Source organism: Streptomyces millisiae (assembly GCF_031845425.1).
Taxonomy (GTDB): Bacteria; Actinomycetota; Actinomycetes; order Streptomycetales; family Streptomycetaceae; genus Streptomyces; species Streptomyces millisiae.
The window spans coordinates 32,174-52,620 of sequence record NZ_JAVREM010000044.1; the positions used below are offsets into that span (position 1 = coordinate 32,174).

At 75.6% G+C, this 20,447-nt stretch carries 16 protein-coding genes; 6 read left to right on the forward strand and 10 right to left on the reverse strand.

Translation table 11 applies throughout. The features are described from left to right. Window positions 1-7: 7 nt before the first annotated feature. Window positions 8-397: a VOC family protein gene (locus RNC47_RS25305; protein WP_311601882.1), complete on the reverse strand. Its 390-nt coding sequence runs from the start codon at window positions 395-397 to the stop codon at window positions 8-10. Window positions 398-518: 121 nt separating this feature from the next. Here RNC47_RS25305 and RNC47_RS25310 point away from each other — a divergent pair, with 121 nt between their 5' ends. Next, complete coding sequence (locus RNC47_RS25310) at window positions 519-1,409, forward strand: LysR family transcriptional regulator (protein ID WP_311601884.1); 891 nt, start codon at window positions 519-521, stop codon at window positions 1,407-1,409. A 24-nt stretch (window positions 1,410-1,433) separates the two neighbouring features. Here RNC47_RS25310 and sigJ read toward each other — a convergent pair whose 3' ends face one another. From sigJ to RNC47_RS25335, 5 genes are all read right to left on the reverse strand, one after another. After that, complete coding sequence (sigJ, locus tag RNC47_RS25315; RefSeq protein WP_311601885.1) at window positions 1,434-2,333, reverse strand: RNA polymerase sigma factor SigJ; 900 nt, start codon at window positions 2,331-2,333, stop codon at window positions 1,434-1,436. Beyond that, complete coding sequence (locus RNC47_RS25320; RefSeq protein WP_311601886.1) at window positions 2,330-3,517, reverse strand: NAD(P)/FAD-dependent oxidoreductase; 1,188 nt, start codon at window positions 3,515-3,517, stop codon at window positions 2,330-2,332. The genes sigJ and RNC47_RS25320 overlap by 4 nt, the downstream gene beginning before the upstream one ends. A 188-nt stretch (window positions 3,518-3,705) precedes the next feature. After that, entirely contained in the window at window positions 3,706-4,062 is a 357-nt protein-coding gene (locus RNC47_RS25325; RefSeq protein WP_311601887.1) for a DUF427 domain-containing protein, read from the reverse strand. Between the two features lie 82 nt (window positions 4,063-4,144). Then, complete coding sequence (locus RNC47_RS25330) at window positions 4,145-5,629, reverse strand: bifunctional phosphatase PAP2/diacylglycerol kinase family protein (protein WP_311601888.1); 1,485 nt, start codon at window positions 5,627-5,629, stop codon at window positions 4,145-4,147. 77 nt (window positions 5,630-5,706) lie between these two features. Beyond that, the gene (locus RNC47_RS25335) at window positions 5,707-8,685 is read right to left on the reverse strand and encodes an ATP-binding protein (RefSeq protein WP_311601889.1); all 2,979 of its coding nucleotides are present in this window, start codon (window positions 8,683-8,685) and stop codon (window positions 5,707-5,709) included. Between the two features lie 159 nt (window positions 8,686-8,844). On the opposite strand from RNC47_RS25335, the gene RNC47_RS25340 reads away from it, so the two are divergent. Next, complete coding sequence (locus tag RNC47_RS25340) at window positions 8,845-11,394, forward strand: ABC transporter permease (protein ID WP_311601891.1); 2,550 nt, start codon at window positions 8,845-8,847, stop codon at window positions 11,392-11,394. Continuing rightward, window positions 11,381-12,133 (forward strand): ABC transporter ATP-binding protein, encoded by a 753-nt coding sequence (locus tag RNC47_RS25345; RefSeq protein WP_311601892.1) that lies wholly within the window; start codon window positions 11,381-11,383, stop codon window positions 12,131-12,133. Before RNC47_RS25340 ends, RNC47_RS25345 begins: the two co-directional genes overlap by 14 nt. A gap of 39 nt (window positions 12,134-12,172) precedes the next feature. Here the strand turns inward: RNC47_RS25345 and RNC47_RS25350 are convergent, their stop codons facing one another. Continuing rightward, the gene (locus RNC47_RS25350; RefSeq protein WP_311601893.1) at window positions 12,173-14,293 is read right to left on the reverse strand and encodes a SpoIIE family protein phosphatase; all 2,121 of its coding nucleotides are present in this window, start codon (window positions 14,291-14,293) and stop codon (window positions 12,173-12,175) included. 118 nt (window positions 14,294-14,411) lie between these two features. Between RNC47_RS25350 and RNC47_RS25355 the strand changes: the two genes are divergently transcribed. Further along, window positions 14,412-15,566, forward strand: a complete 1,155-nt coding sequence (locus tag RNC47_RS25355) for a dienelactone hydrolase family protein (protein WP_311601894.1) — start codon at window positions 14,412-14,414, stop codon at window positions 15,564-15,566. Window positions 15,567-15,585: 19 nt separating this feature from the next. On the opposite strand, the gene RNC47_RS25360 is transcribed toward RNC47_RS25355, so the two are convergent. The 3 genes from RNC47_RS25360 to RNC47_RS25370 form a co-directional block, all read right to left on the reverse strand. Next, a complete protein-coding gene (locus tag RNC47_RS25360; RefSeq protein ID WP_311601895.1) occupies window positions 15,586-16,533 on the reverse strand; it encodes a cytochrome c oxidase assembly protein in 948 nt (315 codons plus the stop codon). A gap of 81 nt (window positions 16,534-16,614) precedes the next feature. After that, window positions 16,615-17,343 (reverse strand): type 1 glutamine amidotransferase, encoded by a 729-nt coding sequence (locus RNC47_RS25365; RefSeq protein ID WP_311601896.1) that lies wholly within the window; start codon window positions 17,341-17,343, stop codon window positions 16,615-16,617. Window positions 17,344-17,394: 51 nt separating this feature from the next. Continuing rightward, complete coding sequence (locus RNC47_RS25370) at window positions 17,395-18,633, reverse strand: MurT ligase domain-containing protein (protein WP_311601897.1); 1,239 nt, start codon at window positions 18,631-18,633, stop codon at window positions 17,395-17,397. Window positions 18,634-18,845: 212 nt separating this feature from the next. On the opposite strand from RNC47_RS25370, the gene RNC47_RS25375 reads away from it, so the two are divergent. Continuing rightward, a complete protein-coding gene (locus RNC47_RS25375; protein WP_311601898.1) occupies window positions 18,846-19,040 on the forward strand; it encodes a hypothetical protein in 195 nt (64 codons plus the stop codon). 29 nt (window positions 19,041-19,069) lie between these two features. Further along, window positions 19,070-20,447 (forward strand): hypothetical protein (locus tag RNC47_RS25380; protein ID WP_311601899.1); only part of this gene is annotated, 1,378 nt, incomplete at its 3' end.

Sequence of the window (20,447 nt, forward strand, 5' to 3'; positions counted from 1 at the left end):
GTCCTCCTCAGGCCCGCGCGGCGTCCTCGGGGTACCAGCGCAGTTCGACGGTGTTGCCGTCGGGGTCCCGGACGTAGAGGGAGACCCCGTCACCACGGGCGCCGTAGCGGTCGACCGGCCCCTCGACGACGTCGAAGCGCCCGGAGTCGATGACCTCCTGCCAGTCGAGCGGCTCGACGACGAGACAGAAGTGGTCGACGTTGACCTCGCCCCGGGGTCGGCTGACGAGGTCGATGATGGTGCCCGGGGAGACGCGGACGGACGGGAACGGGACCTCGCCCGCGCGCCATCGGTCGACGCGGACGGGTTCGAGGCCGAGGGTGCCGCAGTAGAAGTCCAGGGCCCGTTCCGGGTCGTCGGTGTTGAGCACGAGGTGGTCGAGTCCGGTGACGCGCATGGCTGGTCGCTCCCTGTCCTGGTTCGGGGTTCGGTGTGCTCCACGATGCCCCGGCGGGCGCGGCCGACCAAGCGACGATCGCTCCACTATCGTTGAATCCCGGTAAACGATGTGGGGGTGGGTGGTGCTGGAGCGGCACGAGATCGAGTCCTTCCTGACGCTCGCCGAGGAGTTGCACTTCGGTCGCACCGCCGAGCGTCTCGGGGTCACGACCGGGCGGGTCAGCCACGTGATCAGGAAGCTGGAGCGGCGGGTGGGCGCCCGGCTGTTCGAGCGCACCAGCCGGGTCGTGCGGCTCACCCCGGTCGGCCGTCGGCTCGCCGACGACCTCCGCCCGCACGTCGCCGGCATGGAGGAGGCGCTGCGCCGGGCCGTCCGGGCCGGGCGCGGCGTGACCGGGCGGCTGCGGGTCGCCTACGTCGGCGACGCCACGTCCACGGTGCTGATGCGGGCGGTGAGTCTGTTCTCCGAGCGTCACCCCGACTGTGAGGTGCTGGTCAGCGAGGCGCACCTGTCCGGCACGCGGGCGGGCCTGCTGGACGGCTCGATCGACGTCCTCATCGCCTCGTTCCCGTTCGACGGCATGGCCAACGGCCCCACGCTGGTGCGGGAGCGGCGGCTGCTGGCGGTGCCGGTCGACCATGTCCTCGCCGGCGCGGACTCCGTCTCCCTGGAGGTGCTGGCCGATCACCCGGTCGTGCAGTACCCGGCGGTCACGTCCGCGGCGTTCAAGCGTGACCGCACCCCGGACCACACCCCCTCGGGCCGGCCGGTCCGCAGGGGGCCCGTGGGGAACACCTACTCGGAGATGCTGTCCCTGGTGGCGCTCGGCCGGGGCGTGCTCCCGGTCGGCGAGCTCACCCGGGAGTACTCCCGGCGGCCCGACCTCGCCTACGTGCCCATCCACGACGCCCCGCCCATCCGCCGGGGCCCCGTCTGGCTGGAGGCGAACACGACCGCCCGCGTCCTGGCGTTCGTCCGGGCGGCCGAGGACGCCAATCCCCTGTCGTGACCCCCGCGCGGGGCGGGGGTCGCGTCAGCGGCCGACCGCCCTCGGCGTCCACACGTTCGCCAGCTTGTCGGGGTTGCGCATGACGTAGAAGTGGGTGATCTTGCCGTCGGCGACGTCGAGGGTGGCGACGCTCTCCAGGTGCTCGCCCAGGTAGAGGACCATCGCGGGGCCCCCGTTGTAGCTGGCCGGTTCGGCGCGGCCGCTCGGGCCCGCGCTCCGCAGCAGTCCGATCATCAATCTGGCGACCTTCTCGGCGCCCCGCACCGGTCGACGGGCCGCCACGACCTTGCCGTCGCTGTCGGCGGTCCACACCACGTCCGGCGCCAGCCTCGCCATCAGCCGCCCCACGTCGCCGCTGGCCGCGGCGGCGAGGAACTCGGTGGTGATCCGCGTCGACACCGCCTCGTCGACCGGCTCGAACCGCCTGCGGCGGGACTGGACGTGTGCCCGGGCCCGGTGCGCGACCTGCCGCACCGTCGCCGTGGCCTTCCCTACGGCGGAGCCGATCTCGTCGTACCCGAACCCGAACACCTCGCGCAGCACGAACACGGCCCGCTCCTCGGGGCTCAGCGTTTCGAGCACCACCAGCATCGCCGTGCTGACCGACTCGGCGAGCACGACGTCGGCCGACGGGTCGTGCTCGTCGAGCAGCAGGGGTTCGGGCAGCCACGGCCCGGCGTACTCCTCGCGCCGGCGGGCGCCGGCGCGCAGCGCGTTGAGCGCCTGCCGGGTGACGAGCCGCGCCAGGTACGACCGGGTGTCCCGCACGGTGTCGAGGTCCACCCTCGCCCACCGCAGGTAGCTGTCCTGCAGCACGTCGTCGGCCTCGCTCGCGGATCCGAGGAGTTCGTAGGCGATGGTGAACAGCAGCGGCCGCAGCAGGGTGAACCGCTCGGCGTGCTCGTCGCCCGGCGCGCCGGTCATTGGACGCCCGCTCCGGCCCTGGCCCCGGCCTTCGCGAGGACCCGCCGCCGTCCGGCGCCCTTGAGCCAGACGTAGGAGCCCGGCTTGCGGGCCTCGCGTGCCAGCCCCCAGACGGTCGACCGGCAGACGGCCTCCTTGATCGCGGCGGCCGCCCGGCCGCCGATGAACATCGGGCGCGCGCTGTCGTCGGTGCGCGCCAGTTGGATGGTCGCCGCCCGGCGGCCCAGGCTCACGCACTGGCCGGCGAACCCCAGGCTGATCTCCCTGGGCTCGGTGCCGGCGATCCGGCTCAGCACCGTGTTGGCGGCCTGGGCACCGAGCGGGATGGCGGCCTGGCAGCTCATGCGCGGCGGCACGCCCGAAGGGGCGGCGGCGTCGCCCGCGGCCACGATGCGGGCGTCGTCGACGCTGGTCAGCGTCTCGTCGGTGAGCAACCGGCCCGTCGCGTCGGTGCTCAGCCCGCTGCGGGCGGCCAGGTCGGGCACGCCGAACCCGGCCGTCCAGACGGTGACGGCGCTGGGCAGCTCGCGCCCTTCGGCGAGCACGATCGCGTCCCGGCGCACGGCCGTGGCCCTGGTGCCCGGCCCGTCGAGCACCGTCACGCCCAGCCTGGCCAGCCGCCCGGCGACCGAGCGGCGGCCGGCGGGGCTCAGGTAGGGGCCGAGCACCTCACCGCACACCAGGGTGACCTGGCGGCCGACCTCGGCGAGCTCGGCGGCCGTCTCGATGCCGGTCGGTCCCCCGCCGACCACGGTCAGCGGTGCGGTGCGCGGCGCCGCGTCGACCACGGCGCGCAGCCGCTCGGCGTCCTCGAACTCGGTGACCGAGTGGGCGAACTCGGCGACGCCCGGCACGACCGGCGCCGCGCCACGGCTGCCGACGGCGTACACGAGGTAGTCGTAGCCGACGGTGTCGCCCGAGGCCAGCGCCACCCGGCGCCGCGCCGGATCGATGGCCGTGGCCTCGTCGACGAGCAGCCGGACGCCCGCCCCGAGCAACGACGCGTACTCGACGACGGCGTCGTCGGATCCGGTGACGAGCTGGTGGAGCCGGATCCGCTCGACGAACGACGGCCGCGGGTTGATCAGCGTGACGCGCACGTCGTCGCGGACGCGCAGATGGTTGGCCGCCATCACGCCGGCGTACCCACCGCCGATGACGACGACGTCGGTGCTCCCGGTCATGTCCACTCCTTCGTTTCCCTCGGTGTTCCCGTCCGCCCTTCAGACACCGGGGGGCGCCTCGGATGTGACACGGTCGGCGGCGGATGTGGGCCACGTCACTGTCGGAAAACCGGATGCGGTCGGCCGGTCGGCCGGGAGAGGCCACGCGGTGCACGGCATGCCGTGGGCGTTCGGCGAGGAGCCCGAGGTCAGTCCGGCAGGACCTGGATGTCCGCGTGGGAGTCGTAGAAGGACAGGTGGTCGCGGATGAGGGCGACGGCGGGCAGGGGGTCGGGGTACTCCCAGGCGACGTCGGCCAGTGGGCCGTTCTCGCCGTGGAAGGACCAGTAGGAGGCGGTGCCCTTGTAGGGGCACGTGGTGTGGGTCGGGGTCGGTTCGAGGAGCGTCATGTCGACGTCGTCGCGCGGCACGTAGTAGCGGACCGGCAGGCCCGTCTCGTGGAGCAGCACGGGGCGTCGGGTGTCGGCGACGACCCGGTCGCCGATCGTGACGCGGACTCGTTGGTCGCCGTGCTCCACGGTGACCGTGTGCCGTGTGGTGGGCATCGGTGGCTCCTCCGTCCCGGGCGCCCGGCGGGCGCCGTCTCGTGGTCGAGGATGCCACCAGGTGGGCGCGTGCGCCGGTCGTTCAGAGTGCGTCGGTGGACAGCGGCCGGTAGACGGCGAGGGGTTCGGGGTGCTTGTCGAGCACCAGGTCCCGCGGCGCGGCGGCGGTCTCCCCGTCGTAGGCGATCGTGCCGCCGTCGGGTAGTTCGGTCAGCCGGAGGCGGGGCAGCCGGACCGCGGTGTGGACCCGCGAGTAGGCGAGCGTCCCGGTGAGGGCGGTGAGCGCCAGGCGGGTCCTGGCCAGTGGCTTGTCGGCGGCGACCGTCCGCACGTCGAGCAGCCCGTCGTCGAGCTGGGTGCGGTGGGAGGGCGCGAAGCCCTCGGGCGAGTACAGGCCGTTGCCGGTGAAGAGCAGCCAGAGGCGTTGGGGGCGGCCGTTGAGCGCGATCTCGAAGGGTTCGGCCGTGGCGAGCACGCGGACCAGGGAGACGGCGGCGGACGGCCACCTGCTCCACGCCCCGAGCTGGGTGCGCTCGCGCAACTCCTCGCGGGCGCGGACGAGTTCGGGGTAGATGCCGAGGCTGAAGGTGTTGAGGAAGTACCGGTCGGCGCCCGCCGCGCCGGGGGCGGGGCGGATGCGGGCGACGTCGACGCCGACGGCCTCGCCGGTCGTGACCGCGTCGGCGGTCTGGGAGAACCCGTTGATGCCGGTGTCGAGCGCGAAGTGGTTGAGCGTGCCGCCGGGGAAGACGGCGAGCGGCAGGCCGCGCTCCGCCGCCTGGGCGGCCGCCGCGTTGACGGTGCCGTCGCCGCCGCAGACGCCCAGGGCGCGCGCCCGGTCGGCCGCGGCGGCGAGCACCGCGGTCAGGTCCTCGTCGGGTCCCGGCTCGACCACCTCGGCCCCGGGGAGCAGCTTCCGTATCCGGTCTCCCTCGGTCGAGGAGCCGGAGCCGGCGCCCGCGTTGACCACGACGACCAGCCCCGCGCCGCCGGGCAGCGCGGGCGCCGACGCCCGCCGGTGGTGGGACACGCCGGCCGGGGGCCGGCGCGGCAGCCAGCGGCTCGTCGCCAGCGCCGCCCCCGAGCCGAGCAGGCAGCCGGCCAGCACGTCGGCGGGGTAGTGGACGCCGACGTAGACCCGGGAGGCGGCGACGGCCGCGGCGACCGGCGCCACGAGCAGGCCGTGGCGCCGCGACTCCATGGCGACCCCGGTGGCGAACGCCGCCGCCGACGCGGAGTGCCCCGACGGGAAGGACGTGGACCGTGGCTGCCGCTTCAGCCGCCTGGCCAGTGGTACGGCGTCGATCAGCGGGCGCTCTCGGCTGCTGACGTACTTGATGACCGTGTTGGTGGCGAGGGAGGCGAGCGCCAGGGCGCCGACGCCGCGTACCGCCGCGCGCCGGGCGGTCCGGTCGCCGGTGGCGGCCATGACCGCCGCGGTGGCCAGCCACAGCCGGCTGTGGTCGGCGGCGCGGCTGAGCCGCGGCAACACGGCCTGGACGCCCGGCGGGTGTGCGGCGGCGACCCGTTCGAACACGCGCCGGTCGAGGCGGTTCACCCATCCCATGCCAACGTCTCCTCCTCCGCGGGCGCCCGGCCCGCCGGCGGGGCGCCTACCCGCCAGGTCCCGGGCTATCCGCACGGTCAGAGCGGCGCCGCGTCGTCGGCGACCGTCAGGTGGACGGGGCACTCGGTCATGCGCGGGGGCGGTGCCTCCCGCAGCGCCCGGGCCAGGTCGTGGGCGGCGGCCGGCTGGTCCGGCAGGGCGGCCAGGCCGCGCAGCGGGAGGACGCGGGCGTGCGCGCGGCCCGACCGGTCGGCGGTTCTGAGGGCCCGTTCCCACCGCACCCGGGCGACGACCGGTTCGCCGCGTTCGGCGGCCACCGCGCCGAGCAGCGCCAGCTCGTGCGCGACGCACTCCGGCCGGTTGTCGGCCTCGTAGTGCTCGATCGCGGTGCGGTGCAGCCGCTCCGCGAGGTCGTGGTCGCGGTGCGCCCGGCGCGCCAGCAGGGCGCGGACCGTGGCCGTCTTGCCGAGGAGGAAGTGCTCGCCGCTGGTGCGCGCGTAGCCCGCCAGTTCGTCGGCGAGCGCCGCCGCGTCGGCCCAGCGGGCGTCCCCGACGGCGGCGCAGGCCAGTACCGCGGTGGCGTAGGACGCCTCGTGGTCCGCGCCGAGCCCGGCGAGTTCGCGGCGCGCCCGCTGCCAGCGGCGCACGGCGGCGGCCCGCTCCCCAAGGCGTTCGTGGGCCATGCCGGCGACGAGGTCGGCGGTCGCCGTCGAGTGCGGGTCGATGTCGGCGAGCAGGTCGCCGGCCAGGGTGGCGGAGTCGAGCGCGGCTCGGGGGCTGCCCTCGGCGACCTGGAGCTCGCCGTGGAACAGGTGCCAGATCCCGGTCTCCCAGCGGTGCCGCCGCTCGTCCAGGGCGGTGGCGGTGCGGTCGGCCGTCTCGCGGGCCTCGGCGAGCCGGTCCTGCCGGACGTGCGCGGTCAGCGCCAGCGCGCCGACCAGGGTGGTCGCCGCCGGATCGGTGCGCTCGACGGCGGCGGTCACCGCGCGCCGCAACAGGTCGGCGTCGGCGTCCGCGGCGTGCAGGTTGACGCCGAGCCAGCCGCACCAGGCCAGCGCCTCCGGGTACCACGGGGCGTCGGGGTCGGCGGCGGCGAGCGCGTCGGTGAGGCGCCGGTGGCCCTCGGCGCGGCGGCCGGACAGCAGCCAGTAGAGCGCGAGCCGGGTGGTGATCCGGCCGGCCAGGCGTCGTTGCCCCGGGTCGCCGTCCGCGAGGCGGTCCAGGCAGGCCGACACCTCGGCGAACACCGAGCGCAGCGTCGCGAACGCGGCGCGGCTGGTGGGGCCGCGCATCAGGTCGGCGGTGTGGTCGGCGAGTGCGGCGACCCACCGGGCGTGCCGGTGCCGGACGGCCGGCTCCTCGTCGTGGCGGGCAAGTTCGGCGCGGGCGAAGTGGCGCAGCGGGAGCAGCATCCGGTAGCGGGCCGTGGCCGGGTCGAACAGCAGCAGGGACGTCTCGGCCAGCCGGGCCAGCGCCGCCGGCGTGTCGGGGAGTCCCGTCACGGCCTCCGCGGCCTCGGTCGGGAAGGGGGCGGTGAAGACCGACACCGCGCGGAGCACGGCCCGCTCGGGGTCGGTCAGCCGGCGGTAGCCGAGCTCGATGGCGGCGCGCAGCGCCCCGGGGACGGCGCCGTGCGCGCGCAGCCGGCGGGCGATCTCCGGGAGCGGGGAGGTGGTGGCCTTGGGCGCCACCAGCTCGATGCCGAGGGGGACGCGGTCCACGGCGGCGCACACGGCGTCGACGTCGGGAGTCGCGGCGGCCCTGGCCGCCGACGGGGAGAGCCGGCCGAGGCGGTCGTGGAAGAGCCGGACGGCGTCGGCCGCGGTCATCGGCGACAACTCGAAGCGGGCCTCCCCTGGGACGCCGAGCGGCTCCCGGCTGGTCGCGAGCACTCGCAGCTCCGGGCAGGCGGCCAGCAGGCGCGCCGTCAGGTCGGCGGCCTCGGCGCGCAGGTGTTCGCAGTTGTCGAGCAGCAGCAGGGGGCGGGAGCCGCGGCCGAGGGCCGGGAGCAGTCGCTCGAACAGCAGGTGGGGCGGCGCGGCGCCGGGGTCGATCCCCAGCGCCTCGGCGACGGTCCAGGGCAGCTCTCCCGGTGGGCAGGGCACCAGGTCGACCCGGAACACGGCGGCGCCCCGGTGTTGTTCGGCGTCGGCGGCGGCGTGCGCGAGCGCGGTCTTGCCGACGCCCGGCGTGCCGGTCACGGTGGTCAGCCGGGCGGCCGTCAGGCCGGCCGTCAGTCGGGCCAGCTCGGTGCGGCGGCCGAGGAAGGCCGTGGAGGAGCGGGGGGCCGGCCGGGCGCGGCGGGCGGAGTCGCCCAGCACGGCCCGTTGGGCGGCGCGGAGTTCGGGGCCGGGCTCGATGCCCAGGCGGTCACGCAGCGCGGCGCGGACCTCCCGGTAGGTCGCCAGCGCCTCGGCCTGCCGCCCCGAGGCGCGCAGCGCGTGGACGAGCAGGGCGTGCAGCCGCTCCCGGTCGGGGTGGCGGCGGGCCGCCGTCCGGAGCACCCCGGCCAGTGCGGCGGCGTGTTCCGGCCCGGGGTCGGCGGCGAGTTCGCTGTCGGCGCCGTCCTCGAGCGCGGCCAGCCGCAGCTCCGCGAGCCGGGACCGCTCCGCGGTGACGAAGGGCAGGTCGGGGAGGCCGGCCAGCGGGCTGCCCGGCCAGCGGTCCAGCGCGCCGCGCAGCGCCGCCGCGCGTGCGGCCGGGTCGTCGAGCGCCCTGGCGCGGGCCAGTTCGTCCTCGAAGTCGGCGACGTCGAAGGAGTGGCCGGACAGGTCGATGCGGTATCCGGCGGGACCGGTGAGCAGCGGTCCCGGCGGGGTGGCGCGGAGCGCCCGGCGGAGTTTGGCGACGGCCGTGTGCAGGGCGGCGGCCGGGTCCTTGGCGGTGGCGTCGGCCCACAGCTCGTCGAGGATGCGCCCGGCGCTGACCGCGAACGGGGCGTGCAGCAGTAACAGGGCGAGCAGGGCCCGCACGCGCACCCCGGGGACCGGGAGCGCGCGGCCGGACCCGTCCCGGACCGCGACGTCGCCCAGCAGTTGGAATTCCATGCCGGTCATGGCACCACACGGCTCGGGGGCCGGCCGCGCCGGGCGTGGACAGGGTTCGGACAGGCCGGTGCGCCAGGCTGCCGGCGTCCCACTCGCACGATCATCCGAGAGGCCCGTACCGTGCTGCGGTTTGCCCTGAGTACCCTGCGCACCCGCCGATCCCTGTTCGTGGGGTCGCTCGCTGCGGTGGCGCTCGCCCTGCTGCTCCTCGCCGCGGCCGGGGTGCTGCTGGAGTCGGCGCTGCGCGACCACGACGAGGCGAACCGTTTCGCCGCGGCGCCCGTCGTCGTCGCGGGCAACCCGGAGCTGGGTCTCGACGGGCGCGACCACCCGCCCGGCTTGGGCGATCCCGAGGCGGCCGCGGTGCCCCGGCCGCTGGTACCCGCCGACCTGGTCGAGCGGATCGGCGCCCTCGACGGAGTGGCCGCCGCCGTCCCGGACCTCGCCTTCCACGCCCAGCCGATCGGGTCCGACGGGCGCCCCGCGGGCCCGACGCGGGGCGCCCGCTCGCTGGGGCACGCGTGGTCGAGCGCCGAGGTCACCCCGTTCACGCTCAGCGAGGGCGAGGCGCCACGGGAAGCGCGCGACGTCGTGCTGGACGCCGCGACGGCCCGGCGGGGCGGGCTGCGCCCCGGGGACGAGGTCACCGTGCTCACCGGGTCGGAGGGCCGTGGCACGTACCGGGTCAGCGGGGTCGCCTCCGCCGAGCCGGGGCTGACCGAGGAACAGGGCGCCCTCTTCTTCTCGGACGCCACGGCACGGCGCCTCGCCCCGCCCGGCGACCTGGTCAACGCCGTCGCGGTGTTCCCGGCGCCGGGCACCGACCCCGCGCGGCTCGCCGACCGGATCCGGGAGGCCGTCGACGCGGGTCCACGGATCGAGGTGCTCACCGACAGCCGGGCCACCGAGGTCTCCGAGGGCGACCTGCGGCTGCTCGACACCATCGTGTTCGTCGTCAGCATGGGCTCGCTGGCCGTGTTCGTGGCCCTGTTCGTGATGGCGAGCGGCTTCGCGTTCGCCACCGCCCAGCGGCACCGCGAGTTCGCGCTGCTGCGCGTCGTGGGCGCCACCCCGGGCCAGATCCGCCGGATGCTCGCCTGGGAGACGCTGCTCGTCGCCGTGTTCGGCGGTGCCCTCGCGGTCCCGGCGGGTGCCGCGCTGGCCGAGCCGCTCGCCCGCGGACTCGTCAGGATCGGCGTCGCTCCCGAGGGGCTGGACGTCGTGGTGGGCCCCTGGCCGCTGGTAGTCGCGGCCGGCTGCGGGGTGCTCGTCACCCAGCTGGCGGCGCTGGCCGCCGCGCACCGGGCCGCGCGGGTGCGCCCGGCCGAGGCGCTCACCGAGGCGGCGGCGCCCACCCGGCTGCTCCCCGTCTCCCGGGCCCTCCTCGGCCTGGCGTTCCTGGCCTTCACCGGGCTCTTCGTCCTGTTCGGGGTGGCGGTCGGCGGGCTGGCCGGCTCGGGACTCGCCTTCGGCGGCGTGCTGACCCTGCTCGTCGCCACCGCGCTCCTCGCGCCCGTGCTGACCCGCCCGCTGATCCCGCCGCTCGGTCTCGTGATCCGGCTCCTGGCCCGAAGGACCGGCCGCCTCGCGCTGGCCAACAGCGTCACCGGGGTCCGCCGGGTCGCCGCCGCCACGGTGCCGATCGTGCTGATGACCGGCTTCACGGTGGCCGCCCTGTTCATGCAGACAACACAGCAGTCCGTGGCCGCGGAGTGGGCCGGCGAGCGGCTGGTCGCCTCGCACGTCCTCCTGCCGGAGGGCGCCGTGGGCCTGCCGCCCGCCCTGGCCGGCGAGGCCGCCCGGCTCCCCGGGGTCGCGACCGCCTCCGCCACCACCACGGCCTGGCTGCGGGCCGCCGTCCACAACGACGAGGCGGAGAGCGTGCCGATCCCGGCGCTCGGGGTGGACGAGCGGGTGGGCGAGGTGCTCGACCTCCGGCTGCGCGAGGGGGAGCTGCGTGGCGTGGCCGCCGGTGACGCCGTGGCGGTCAGCGACGAGCAGGCCGGCGAGTACGGCTGGCGGGTCGGCGACCTGATGCGGCTCCGGTTCCCGGACGGCACCGAGCGGGAGCTGACGATCGGCGCCCGCTACGACCACTCGCTCGGCTTCGCCGACCTGCTGGTGCCCGCCGCTTTGGTGCTCGACCACTCCCCCGACCCGCTGCTCGACGCCGTCTACCTGGTGGCGGCGCCCGACGCGGACACCGAACGGCTGCGGGCCGGGCTGGATGAGTTGACCCGGCGATGGCCCACCGCCACCGCGGCCGACCGGACCGCGGTGGAGCGCGCCGGCGCCGAGGACGCCGTGACCGAGACCTGGCCGGCCTACCTCTTCGGCGTGCTCACCGCCGCCTTCACCGCTCTGGCCCTGGCGAACACCCAGGTGATGGCGACCCTGGCCCGCTCCGCGGAGTTCGCCACCCTCCGGCTCGCCGGCGCCACCCGTCGCGACGTGCTCGCGCTGACCGCGTGGGAGAGCGCCCTCGTCGCCGCCTGCGGGCTGCTCCTCGGCGGCGCGGTGGCCGCGGTCGCGCTCGCCGGCTCCAGCCTGGCGCTCACCGGCGCCGTCCGCGTCGAGGGGCCGCCCGGCTACGCGCTCGCCGTGGCCCTCGGCGCCTTCGCCCTGACCCTGGCCTCCGCGCTGCTGCCGGCCTGGCGCACGCAGCCCGGCACCACCCGTACCCGCCGAAAGGACACCCCGCACGATGCCACCGTCTGATCTCACCGACCGGCCGGCCGCCGCGCGACTCGTGAACGTGACGAGACGCTACGGCCGGGGCGACGGCACCGTCCACGCCCTGCGTGGGGTCTCCCTCACCCTGCCCGTCGGCTCCTTCACGGCCGTGATGGGGCCCTCGGGCTCCGGCAAGAGCACCTTCCTGCGGTGCGCCTCGGGGCTCGACCGACCGAGCTCGGGAACGGTCCATCTCGGCGACACGGAGCTCACGGCGCTGCGCGAACGCCGCCTGACGCTGCTGCGCCGCGAACGGATCGGTTTCGTCTTCCAGTCCTTCAATCTGGTGCCCTCGCTGACCGCGCGGGAGAACATCCTGCTGCCGCTCCGGCTGGCCGGCCGCCGCCCCGACCGCGCCTGGCTGCGCGACATCGTCGAACGCACCGGCCTCACCGACCGCCTCCGCCACCGCCCCGCCGAGCTCTCCGGCGGCCAGCGGCAACGCGTCGCCCTGGCCCGGGCCCTCGTCACCCGGCCCGACGTGGTGTTCGCCGACGAGCCGACGGGCGCCCTCGACCTGGCGGCCCGTCAGGCGGTGCTCGGCCTGCTGCGGGAGGTCGTCGACGCCATGGGGCAGACGGTGGTCATGGTCACCCACGACCCCGTCGCCGCGGCCCACGCCGACCGGGTGCTGTTCCTGGCCGACGGGTCGGTCGTGGACGTCATGGACGCCGCCTCGGCCGAGCGGATCGCCGACCGCGTGCACCGGTTGGAGCCGCGGTGAGACCGAGCCCCGGGAAGGGTGGCGCCCGGGCGGTCCGGGTCAGTGGGGTGGCCGCCCGGCTCTGATGAGGAGCAGGGCGATGTCGTCGCCACGCGGCGCGGACCGCTCGGCGTGGCTGACGAGGCGGTCGGCCAGCGACTCCATGGTGTGGTCCCCGTCCTGGGCGAGCTGGCCGGCCAGGGCGAGCGTGGCGTCGTCGAGGTCGACGCCGGGGGCCTCGACCAGCCCGTCGGTGAACAGGGCGAGCACGGTGCCGGGCGCGAGCGGGAGTTCCACGGTCGGGTACTCGGCGTGGGCGTCGATGCCGAGCAGGAGTCCCGGCGGCACGTCGAGCGTCTCGGTGCGGCCGTCCGGGTGGCGCAGCAGGGGCGGGAGGTGGCCGGCGGTGGCCAGTTGGACGCGGTGCCGGCCGAGGTCGAGCTGGGCGTAGAGACAGCTGGTGAACAGGCCGGCGTCGAGGTCGGTGAGCAGCCGGTTGGTGCGGGCCAGCACCTCGCCGGGCGGGGCCCCGGCGGTGGCGTGCACGGCGGTGCGGACCTGTCCCATGATGGCGGCGGCGTCCACGTCGTGGCCCTGCACGTCGCCGATGGTCGCGGCCACGGCCCCGTCCAGCCGGATCAGGTCGTAGAAGTCGCCGCCGATGCCCATGCCACGGAGGGCCGGGACGTAGCGGGCGGCGACGTCGAGGCCGGGTACGTGGGGCAGGGTGGGGGGCAGCAGCGCCGACTGCAGGCGCAGGGCGAGCCGGTTCCTGGCGTCGTAGAGGCGGGCGCGGTCCAGGGCCTGGGCGACGAGGCCCGCCGCGGAGGAGAGGACGGCGCGTTCCTGCGGGGGGAACACCCGCGGGCTGTCGTAGGCCAGCAGGAGCGAGCCGATGACGTGGTCGGAGGTGACCAGGGGCAGGAAGGCCCAGGCCGCCTTGTCGTCCTGGTGGACCGCCCCGCGGTAGTCGCGCTTGAGCTCGGCGAAGGTCGAGTAGAAGTGGGGGACCCCGCTGGTGAGGGTGCGGACGGCCGGGGTCCCCGAGGTGAGCGGGACGTTGTCGAAGCGGGCCATGAGCTCGGCGGGGTATCCGTGGTAGCCGGTGATCCGCAGCCTGCCCTCCTCCACGGTCATCAGGACGATGGCCTGGGCCCCGAAGGCCGACATGATCTGGTCGTCGGCCTGGTCGACGACGTCCCGCACGTCGACGGCCTCGGTCAGGGTGGCCGCCAGGTGCATCAGGTTGTAGAGGGCGGTGGCCTCGCTCGTCCCGGCGGGCGGCGTGGGCCGCCGGCGCCACTCGGCCCGGACGGCCGGGTCGGGAACGGCCGGGGTGACGCGGACGGTGATGCCCGTGGGGTCGGGGTGGAACCCGAAGGACAGCCAGGTGTCCGGTGGGCGCAGCAGCGTGACCCGGGTGGGTTGACCGCTGATCAGCGCGGCCCGGTGGCGCTCCTCGAAGGCGGGGTCGTCCAACCACGGCAGGGCCTCCCAGGGCAGCGTGCCGAGCAGGCGCTGGGCGCTGCGGCCGAGGAGTTCGGCGGCCATCCCGCTGACATAGGTGAACCGGCCGTCCAGGTCGAGCGCGCAGACGCCGCCCGGCAGCCGCTCGATGAGTTCCACCGCGGCGGTGGCCTGGTCGGGCCCCGGGACCGCGCCGGTCGGGCGGGGCCTGGCCACCAGCCGGGGCCGCGGCTCCGGCGTGAAGGGGCGGCCGAGGGCGGCGGACTGTCGCAGGAGTTCCGCGAGGTGGTGGCAGCAGTCGAGCACGGCGCCGCGCTCCCCGGCGGTCAGGCGGGGCGGGTGGGAGCCCGGCCACAGCAGCACGAGGCCGCCCCAGACCGTCGAGCCGTCGGTGACCGGTGCCGCGGCCAGGGCGAAGTCGTAGGGCAGCACCAGGGCCGGGCGCGGGTAGCGGCGGGCCATCTCCTCCCGGTTCCCCAGCCACACCAGGCGGCGCTCCCGGACGGCGTCCGCCACCGGGATGGGGGCGGACAGCGGCACCCGGACCCAGGGGGCCGCGATCCGCGGGGAGACCCCGGACAGCACCGCGAGCCGCAGCGCGGTGCCGTCCGGCGGCAGCACGTACACCAGCACGACCGAGGCGCCGGTCTCCCGCGCCCCGCGGGAGACGGCGGCGTCGAGTAGTCCCGAGCCCACCTCCCCATATTCACCCATAACTGGATAATACGGTTGATCACGATCACGCCGGCCGTCGAACGTCTGGCGGTTCCCCCGGTGGCTCCGGTTAGGTGGGCACCTGGCCGACGCGGCGGGAAGGCGGGGAGAGGCTCGGGTGAACAGGCGGTACACGCATCTCGGGTCGTACAGCGACTGGGCGAAACGGGCTCGGCTGGCGGACGGGCTGTTCCCCGCGGCGCCCCCCGGGCCGGCCACGCGGGACGCGGTGCGGCGGGTGCTCGACGGAGGGCGGAGCGAGCCGCCGCGCGAAGTGCGGGTGGAGCGGTCCTGGCGGGCGGACGGGCTGCGCGGCGAGGTCGTCTCCTGGTCGGTGGGGTACGGGCCGCGCACCGAGGCGTTCGTGCTGCGTCCCGACACGGTCGGGCCGTTGCCCGGGGTGGTCGCGCTGCACGAGCACGCGGGCGTGAAGTACCACGGCAGGGAGAAGATCGCGGACGGACCGGCCGGGCCGCCCCGGGAGCTGGCGGCCCTGCGCGACACCTACTACGGCGGTCGCGCCTGGGCCAACGCGCTGGCCCGGCGCGGGTTCGTGGTGCTGGCGCACGACGTGTTCATGTGGGGCAGCCGCAGGTTCGAACTGGACCTGGAGTCGGACGAGGCGCGCCGCGAGGTCGCCGCGTGGTCGGCCTCGGCGGACGGGTCGGGGCGGAAGCCGAGCCTGCCGGAGCGGTACGACGTGGTGGCCAGGGGCCACGAGCACACGGTGGCGAAGTACTGCGCGCTCCTCGGCACCAGCGTGGCCGGCACCGTCCTGCACGAGGACGGCGCGGCGCTGCGCTACCTGACGTCGCGCCCGGACGTCGACGCCGGGCGCGTCGGCTGCGTGGGGTTCTCCGGCGGCGGGGCGCGGGCGGTGCTGCTGCGGGCGGTCCACGACGAGGTCGCCGCCACCGTGGTGGTGGGCATGATGAGCGGCTTCGCCGAGATGTTGGACCGGCACGTGGCGCCGCACAGCTGGACGCTCTTCCCGCCCGGCCTCGGGCGGGTGGCCGACTGGCCCGATGTCGCGGCCTGTCGGGCCCCGGACCCGCTGCAGGTCCAGTACCTGCGCGGGGACGCGCTGTTCGCGCCCGAGGGCATGCGGGCGGCGCACCGCAGGCTGCGGGAGTTGTACGAGCGGTCCGGGCAGCCGGAGGGCTACGCGTTCCGCTTCGCCGACGGGCCGCACCGCTTCGACGTGCCGGCGCAGGAGGCCGCGTTCGACTTTCTTGAGCGGACGCTGGGCGGCGCGTCGGGAGGCCAGGGGTGAGCCGGACCGAGGCGCGCGTTCAGGCGCGGGAGCGGAGCGAGGCCAGGTAGGCGTTGTACGCCTCGAGCTCGCGGTCGCCGTCGCGGTCGGCGGTGCGGTCCTGCCGGCGGGCCCGGCGCTCCTCCGACAGGTACCACTGGATGACCAGGGCGACGAGCACCACGACGGTGGGGATCTCGCTGAAGGCCCAGGCCATGCCGCCGGCGCCCGACTGGTCGGCGACCGCGTCGACGCCCAGCGAGGCCGGCGGGTCGGCGAAGGTGTCCACCATGGGCTCGGAGCCCATCATCAGCGCGATGCCGAAGAAGGCGTGGAACGGCATGGTGGCGAAGAGCTCCAGCATCCGCATCAGGTGGCTCGGCCGGTGCGGCCCCGGGTCGACGCCCATGATGGGCCAGAAGAAGACCAGGCCGACGGCGAGGAAGTGCAGCATCATCGCCAGGTGGCCGACGCGCGAGCCCATCAGGAAGTCGAACAGCGGCGTGAAGTAGAGGCCGTAGAGGCTGGCGACGAAGAGCGTGATGGTGAACAGCGGGCTGGTCACCACGCTCACATAGCGGCTGTGCAGGAGCCGGACCAGGATCTCGCGGGGGCCGCGGCGGCCGCGGCCCGCCGTGGGCAGGGCGCGCAGCAGCAGTGTGACGGGGGCGCCGAGCAGCAGCAGGATCGGGGAGACCATGCTGATGACCATGTGCTGGAGCATGTGGGCGCTGAACAGCACCATGCCGTAGTCGTTGAGCCCGGTGCAGGTGACGGCGGCGATGGAGACGACGCCGAGCGCGAAGGAGACGGTGCGGCCGTGCGACCAGCGGTCGCCCCGGCGCGCGAGCCGCAGCACGCCCCAGCCGTAGAGGGCGAGGGCGGCCAGGCAGCCGATGAGGAAGACCGGGTCGCCGCCGAGTTCCAGCGCTCGTGAGAGCGTGAACGGCGGCAGGTCCATGCCCGATCCGTGGCCGTCGTGTTCCATCTCCGGTGTACTCCCGCTCGCAGCGCCCCCGCGAGACAACGATAGGGAACGCCCTGGCCGGGGCGACGGCCAGGGTGTCCGTCAGGCCGCCTGGGTGGCGGCGGCGATGCGCTCCGCGCGCAGCGCCTCGTACCAGCGGTCGTCGACCGGGGGCAGGGCGCGGACGTCCAGGGTGAGCCGCAGCAGCAGGTCGGCGATCCCGGGGTTGCGGGCGAGGACCGGGCCGTGCATGTAGGTGCCGAACACCGTGTCGCGCCAGGCGCCCTCGGTGCCGTCCCCCGTGCCGTTGCCCTTGCCGACGCGGACGCGGGCGAAGGGGCGGACGCCGGGGCCGAGGTGGGTGATGCCCTGGTGGTTCTCGAAGCCGGTGAGCTGGGGCAGGCCGAGCCCGTCGTCGATGTCGGCGAGGACGTCCCCGACGCAGCGCTCGCCCTCGCCGCGGGTGCTGACCACGTCGAGGAGGCCGAGGCCGGGCTCACGCTGGCCGAGGTCGTTGATGAACTCGTGGCCGAGGATCTGGTAGCCGGCGCAGACGGAGAAGATGATGGCGCCGTTCTCCGCGGCGCGGTGGAGGCCTCCGTCCCGGCGCAGCCGCTCGGCGGCGAGGCGCTGGGGGCGGTCCTCGCCGCCGCCGATGAGGTAGATGTCGCCGGAGGTGGGGATCTGCTGGTCGGAGCGGACGTCGAGGCGCTCCACGGCGAGTCCGCGCTGCCTGGCCCGGCGCTCGACCACCAGGACGTTGCCCTGGTCGCCGTAGGTGCTGAGCAGGTCGGGGTAGACCCAGACCACCCGCAGGGTCGATGAGCTCATGCGTGCCGTTCCTTCTGCCTGATGAGGTGGCTGTACGGGGTTGCTGGTGGGTCAGTTGCCGACGATGCGGCGCAGGTCCTGGAAGGCCGTGTAGTTGGCGATGGCCTCGACGCGCCCCGGCGGGAGCTGCTGGAGCGCCTCCTGGAAGGTCTCGCAGACCCGGAAGTCGACAGCGGCGACCTCGAGGCGGACGGCGAGGTCCAGGCGCCGGTCGCCGATGACGACGACGGGGTGGCCGGCGAGCCGGGTGTAGTCGACGTCCCACAGCCAGGAGGTGTCGGTGCCGTCCGCGCTGCGGGCGTTGACCGAGAGGACCACCGGGGCGGGCGGCGGGTCGATCAGCGAGAACGTCTCGAGCCAGCCGGCCGGGTTCTTGGCGAGCAGCAGCCGGATGTCACGCCCCTGGAAGGAGACGACGTCGTAGCGGCCGGCGACCGCGGTGACGGCCTGCATGCGCTGCAGGGCGACCTGCGGGGCGACGCCGAAGGTGGCGGCGACGGCGGCGGCGCTGGTGGCGTTGGCCTTGTTGGCCCGGCCCGGCAGCTGGAGCTGGATGGGCCAGGCGGAGCCGTTGGGGTCGAGCACGTGGTCCCCGGAGAGGACCCAGGTGGGGGTGGGGCGGCCGAAGCCGCACTCGCCGCAGCGCCAGTCGTCGCCGTGGTGCTGGAGCACACCGCCGCAGGCGGGGCACGACCAGGCGTCGTCCTTCCACTCCTGGCCGGCCGCGACCCAGACGACCTGGCCGGACGACGAGGCGGCCCAGACGACCAGGGGGTCGTCGGCGTTGGCGATCACGGTGGTCTTGAGGCCCTGGAGGCCCTCCCGCCAGCGCTCGGCGAGCATTCGGGTCTCGGCCGCGCGGTCCAGCTGGTCGCGCGAGAGGTTCAGCAGGGCGATGGCCTTGGGTGACACGTCCCTGGCGACGCCCGCGAGGTACTTCTCGTCGACCTCGATGACGCCGAACCTGGCGTGGGCGCCGGCCGACAGGGCGGAGGTGATGCCGGCCGGCATGTTGGCGCCCAGCGCGTTGGAGACGACCTCACCTGCGGCGCGCAGGGCCTCGGCGATGAGCCGGGTCGTGGTGGTCTTGCCGTTGGTCGCCGAGACCAGCACCACGTCGAGATGGCCGGCGAGCCGGCCCAGCAGATCCGGATCCACTCTGAGGGCGACCTTGCCGCCGATCACCGATCCGCTGCCGCGGCCCGCGGCCCGCGACACCGCCGCCGCCGCCTTTCCCGCCGTCACGGCCAGCCTGGCCCGCGGCGACAACGGCTGCGCACTCTCTGCCATCGTCCTTGCTCCTTCTTGCCCTCGACCGAAGGCAAGCCTACCGAGGTCCGCGAGCGGTCCCGCACCGCATCGCCCCTCGTGACCGGGTCGTTGAGGGGGGCGCGGACGGACATCCGACACTTTCACCCTTATGCGCCTGTCGAGCAATGATCACCCTTTGTGATCCTTAGAGTGCTTACCGTGAAGGCCGCTCGGTCGCGTGTGGAGTGCTCATGATCCTTTCCATCTCGGGTGTCGTCCTGCTGGGAGTCATCGTCTTCCTCTTCTCCCGCAAGGACGGGTTGAAGGTCTCGCACGCGGTGGTGTGCGCGCTGTTCGGCTTCTACCTGTCGGGGACGGCGGTGGCGCCCAGCATCGCGGCGGGCGGCGCCAGCATCGCCAACCTGCTGGGCGGGATCACGCTGTAGTGGGCGGGTCGAGTCGCCCGCTGCGGGTGGTGACGCGCGGTCTGCGGCGGCTGGTGACGGCGGCGCGCGAGCGGTGGGCCCGGGTCCCCCGGGAGCGGCGGGCCCCGGTGGGTCTGGTGGTGGTGGCGGGCGCGCTGGTGGTGCCGTTGCTGCCCTACGGCGCCTGGCTGGCGGGCGGCGGGCTGCTGGCGGCGGTCGTGGTGCTCGGGGTGCGGGACGGGGAGCGCGCCGAGGCGGAGCGGGCGGCGGCCGGGGCCCGGCTCACCTTGATCTACGAGGCGCTGGTGCCGTACTTCGGAACCGCGCCCGACCCCGCGGGGCCCGGGCTCTACGCGCCCGGCGGGTCGTGGCGGGGCTGCTTCCTCGCGTCCGGCTTCGGCGCGGACGGCCGGCTGGAGATGCTGCGGCTGGCGTACCCGGCGTTCTTCCCCGACGGGGATCCGGCGGCGCGGGAGCGGGTGGAGGGGGTGCTGGTCGGCAAGGCGGGGCGGGACCGCGAGTACCACTTCCGGTGGGACGAGGAGCGCAACGAGCTGGAGGTGGTGGCGCTGCCCCCGCTGCCGGCGGGGATCGGGGCCCAGCGGTTCGTGGTGGGCGCCGGCGAGACGGTGCTCGGCTTCACGGACGAGGCGGTGGTGGACCGCCGGGTGCCGGTGCGCGGGGGCGCCGAGTACGCGGAGTTGGTGGCGGCGCCGCCGGTGGTGTGGCGGACGGGGCCGCGCGCCGGTGAGCCGCATCTGTTGGTGGCGGGGGCGCCCGGGTCCGGGGTGACGTCCTTGCTGCGTTCCGTGGTGTTGCAGGCGCTCGAGCGCGACGAGGTGCTGCTGGTGGACGGCGGCGGCGGGGCGGAGTTCGGGTGTTTCGCGGGGCGGGTCGGGGTGGCGGGGGTGGAGTCGGGCCCCGGTGGCGGGGTCGACGCGCTCCGGTGGGTGGCGCGGGAGACGGAGCGGCGGCTGTCGGCGGCGGGGCGGGGGCGGTCGGCGGCGGTGGGTGGGGCGCTGTGGGTGGTGGTCGACCGGCCGGCGCTGCTCGGTCATCTGGCGCGGCTGGCTGGCGGCCCCGACCCCTCGGCGCTGTTGGAGGTGCCGTTGCGGTACGGCCGGGCGGTGGGGGTGACGGTGGTGCTCGGGGAGCATCTGGAGGGTCTCGGCGCGCTGGGTGGCGCGGTGTTCGCGTGCACCCGGGCGCGGGTGGTGTTGGGCGCGGTGGCGGCGGACCAGGCGGCGGCGGTGCTGGGGGCGCCGCCGTGCGGCTCGCCGGTGGGGTGGGTGCCGCCGGGGCGTGGCTTCGCGCGGTTGGGCGCGGGCCCGGTGGTCAGGTTGCAGGTGCCGGTGACGCCGGATCCGTACGACCTGGCGGCGGACGAGCCGTGGCGGCGGGCGGTGTCGGCGCTGTTGCCGCCGATGC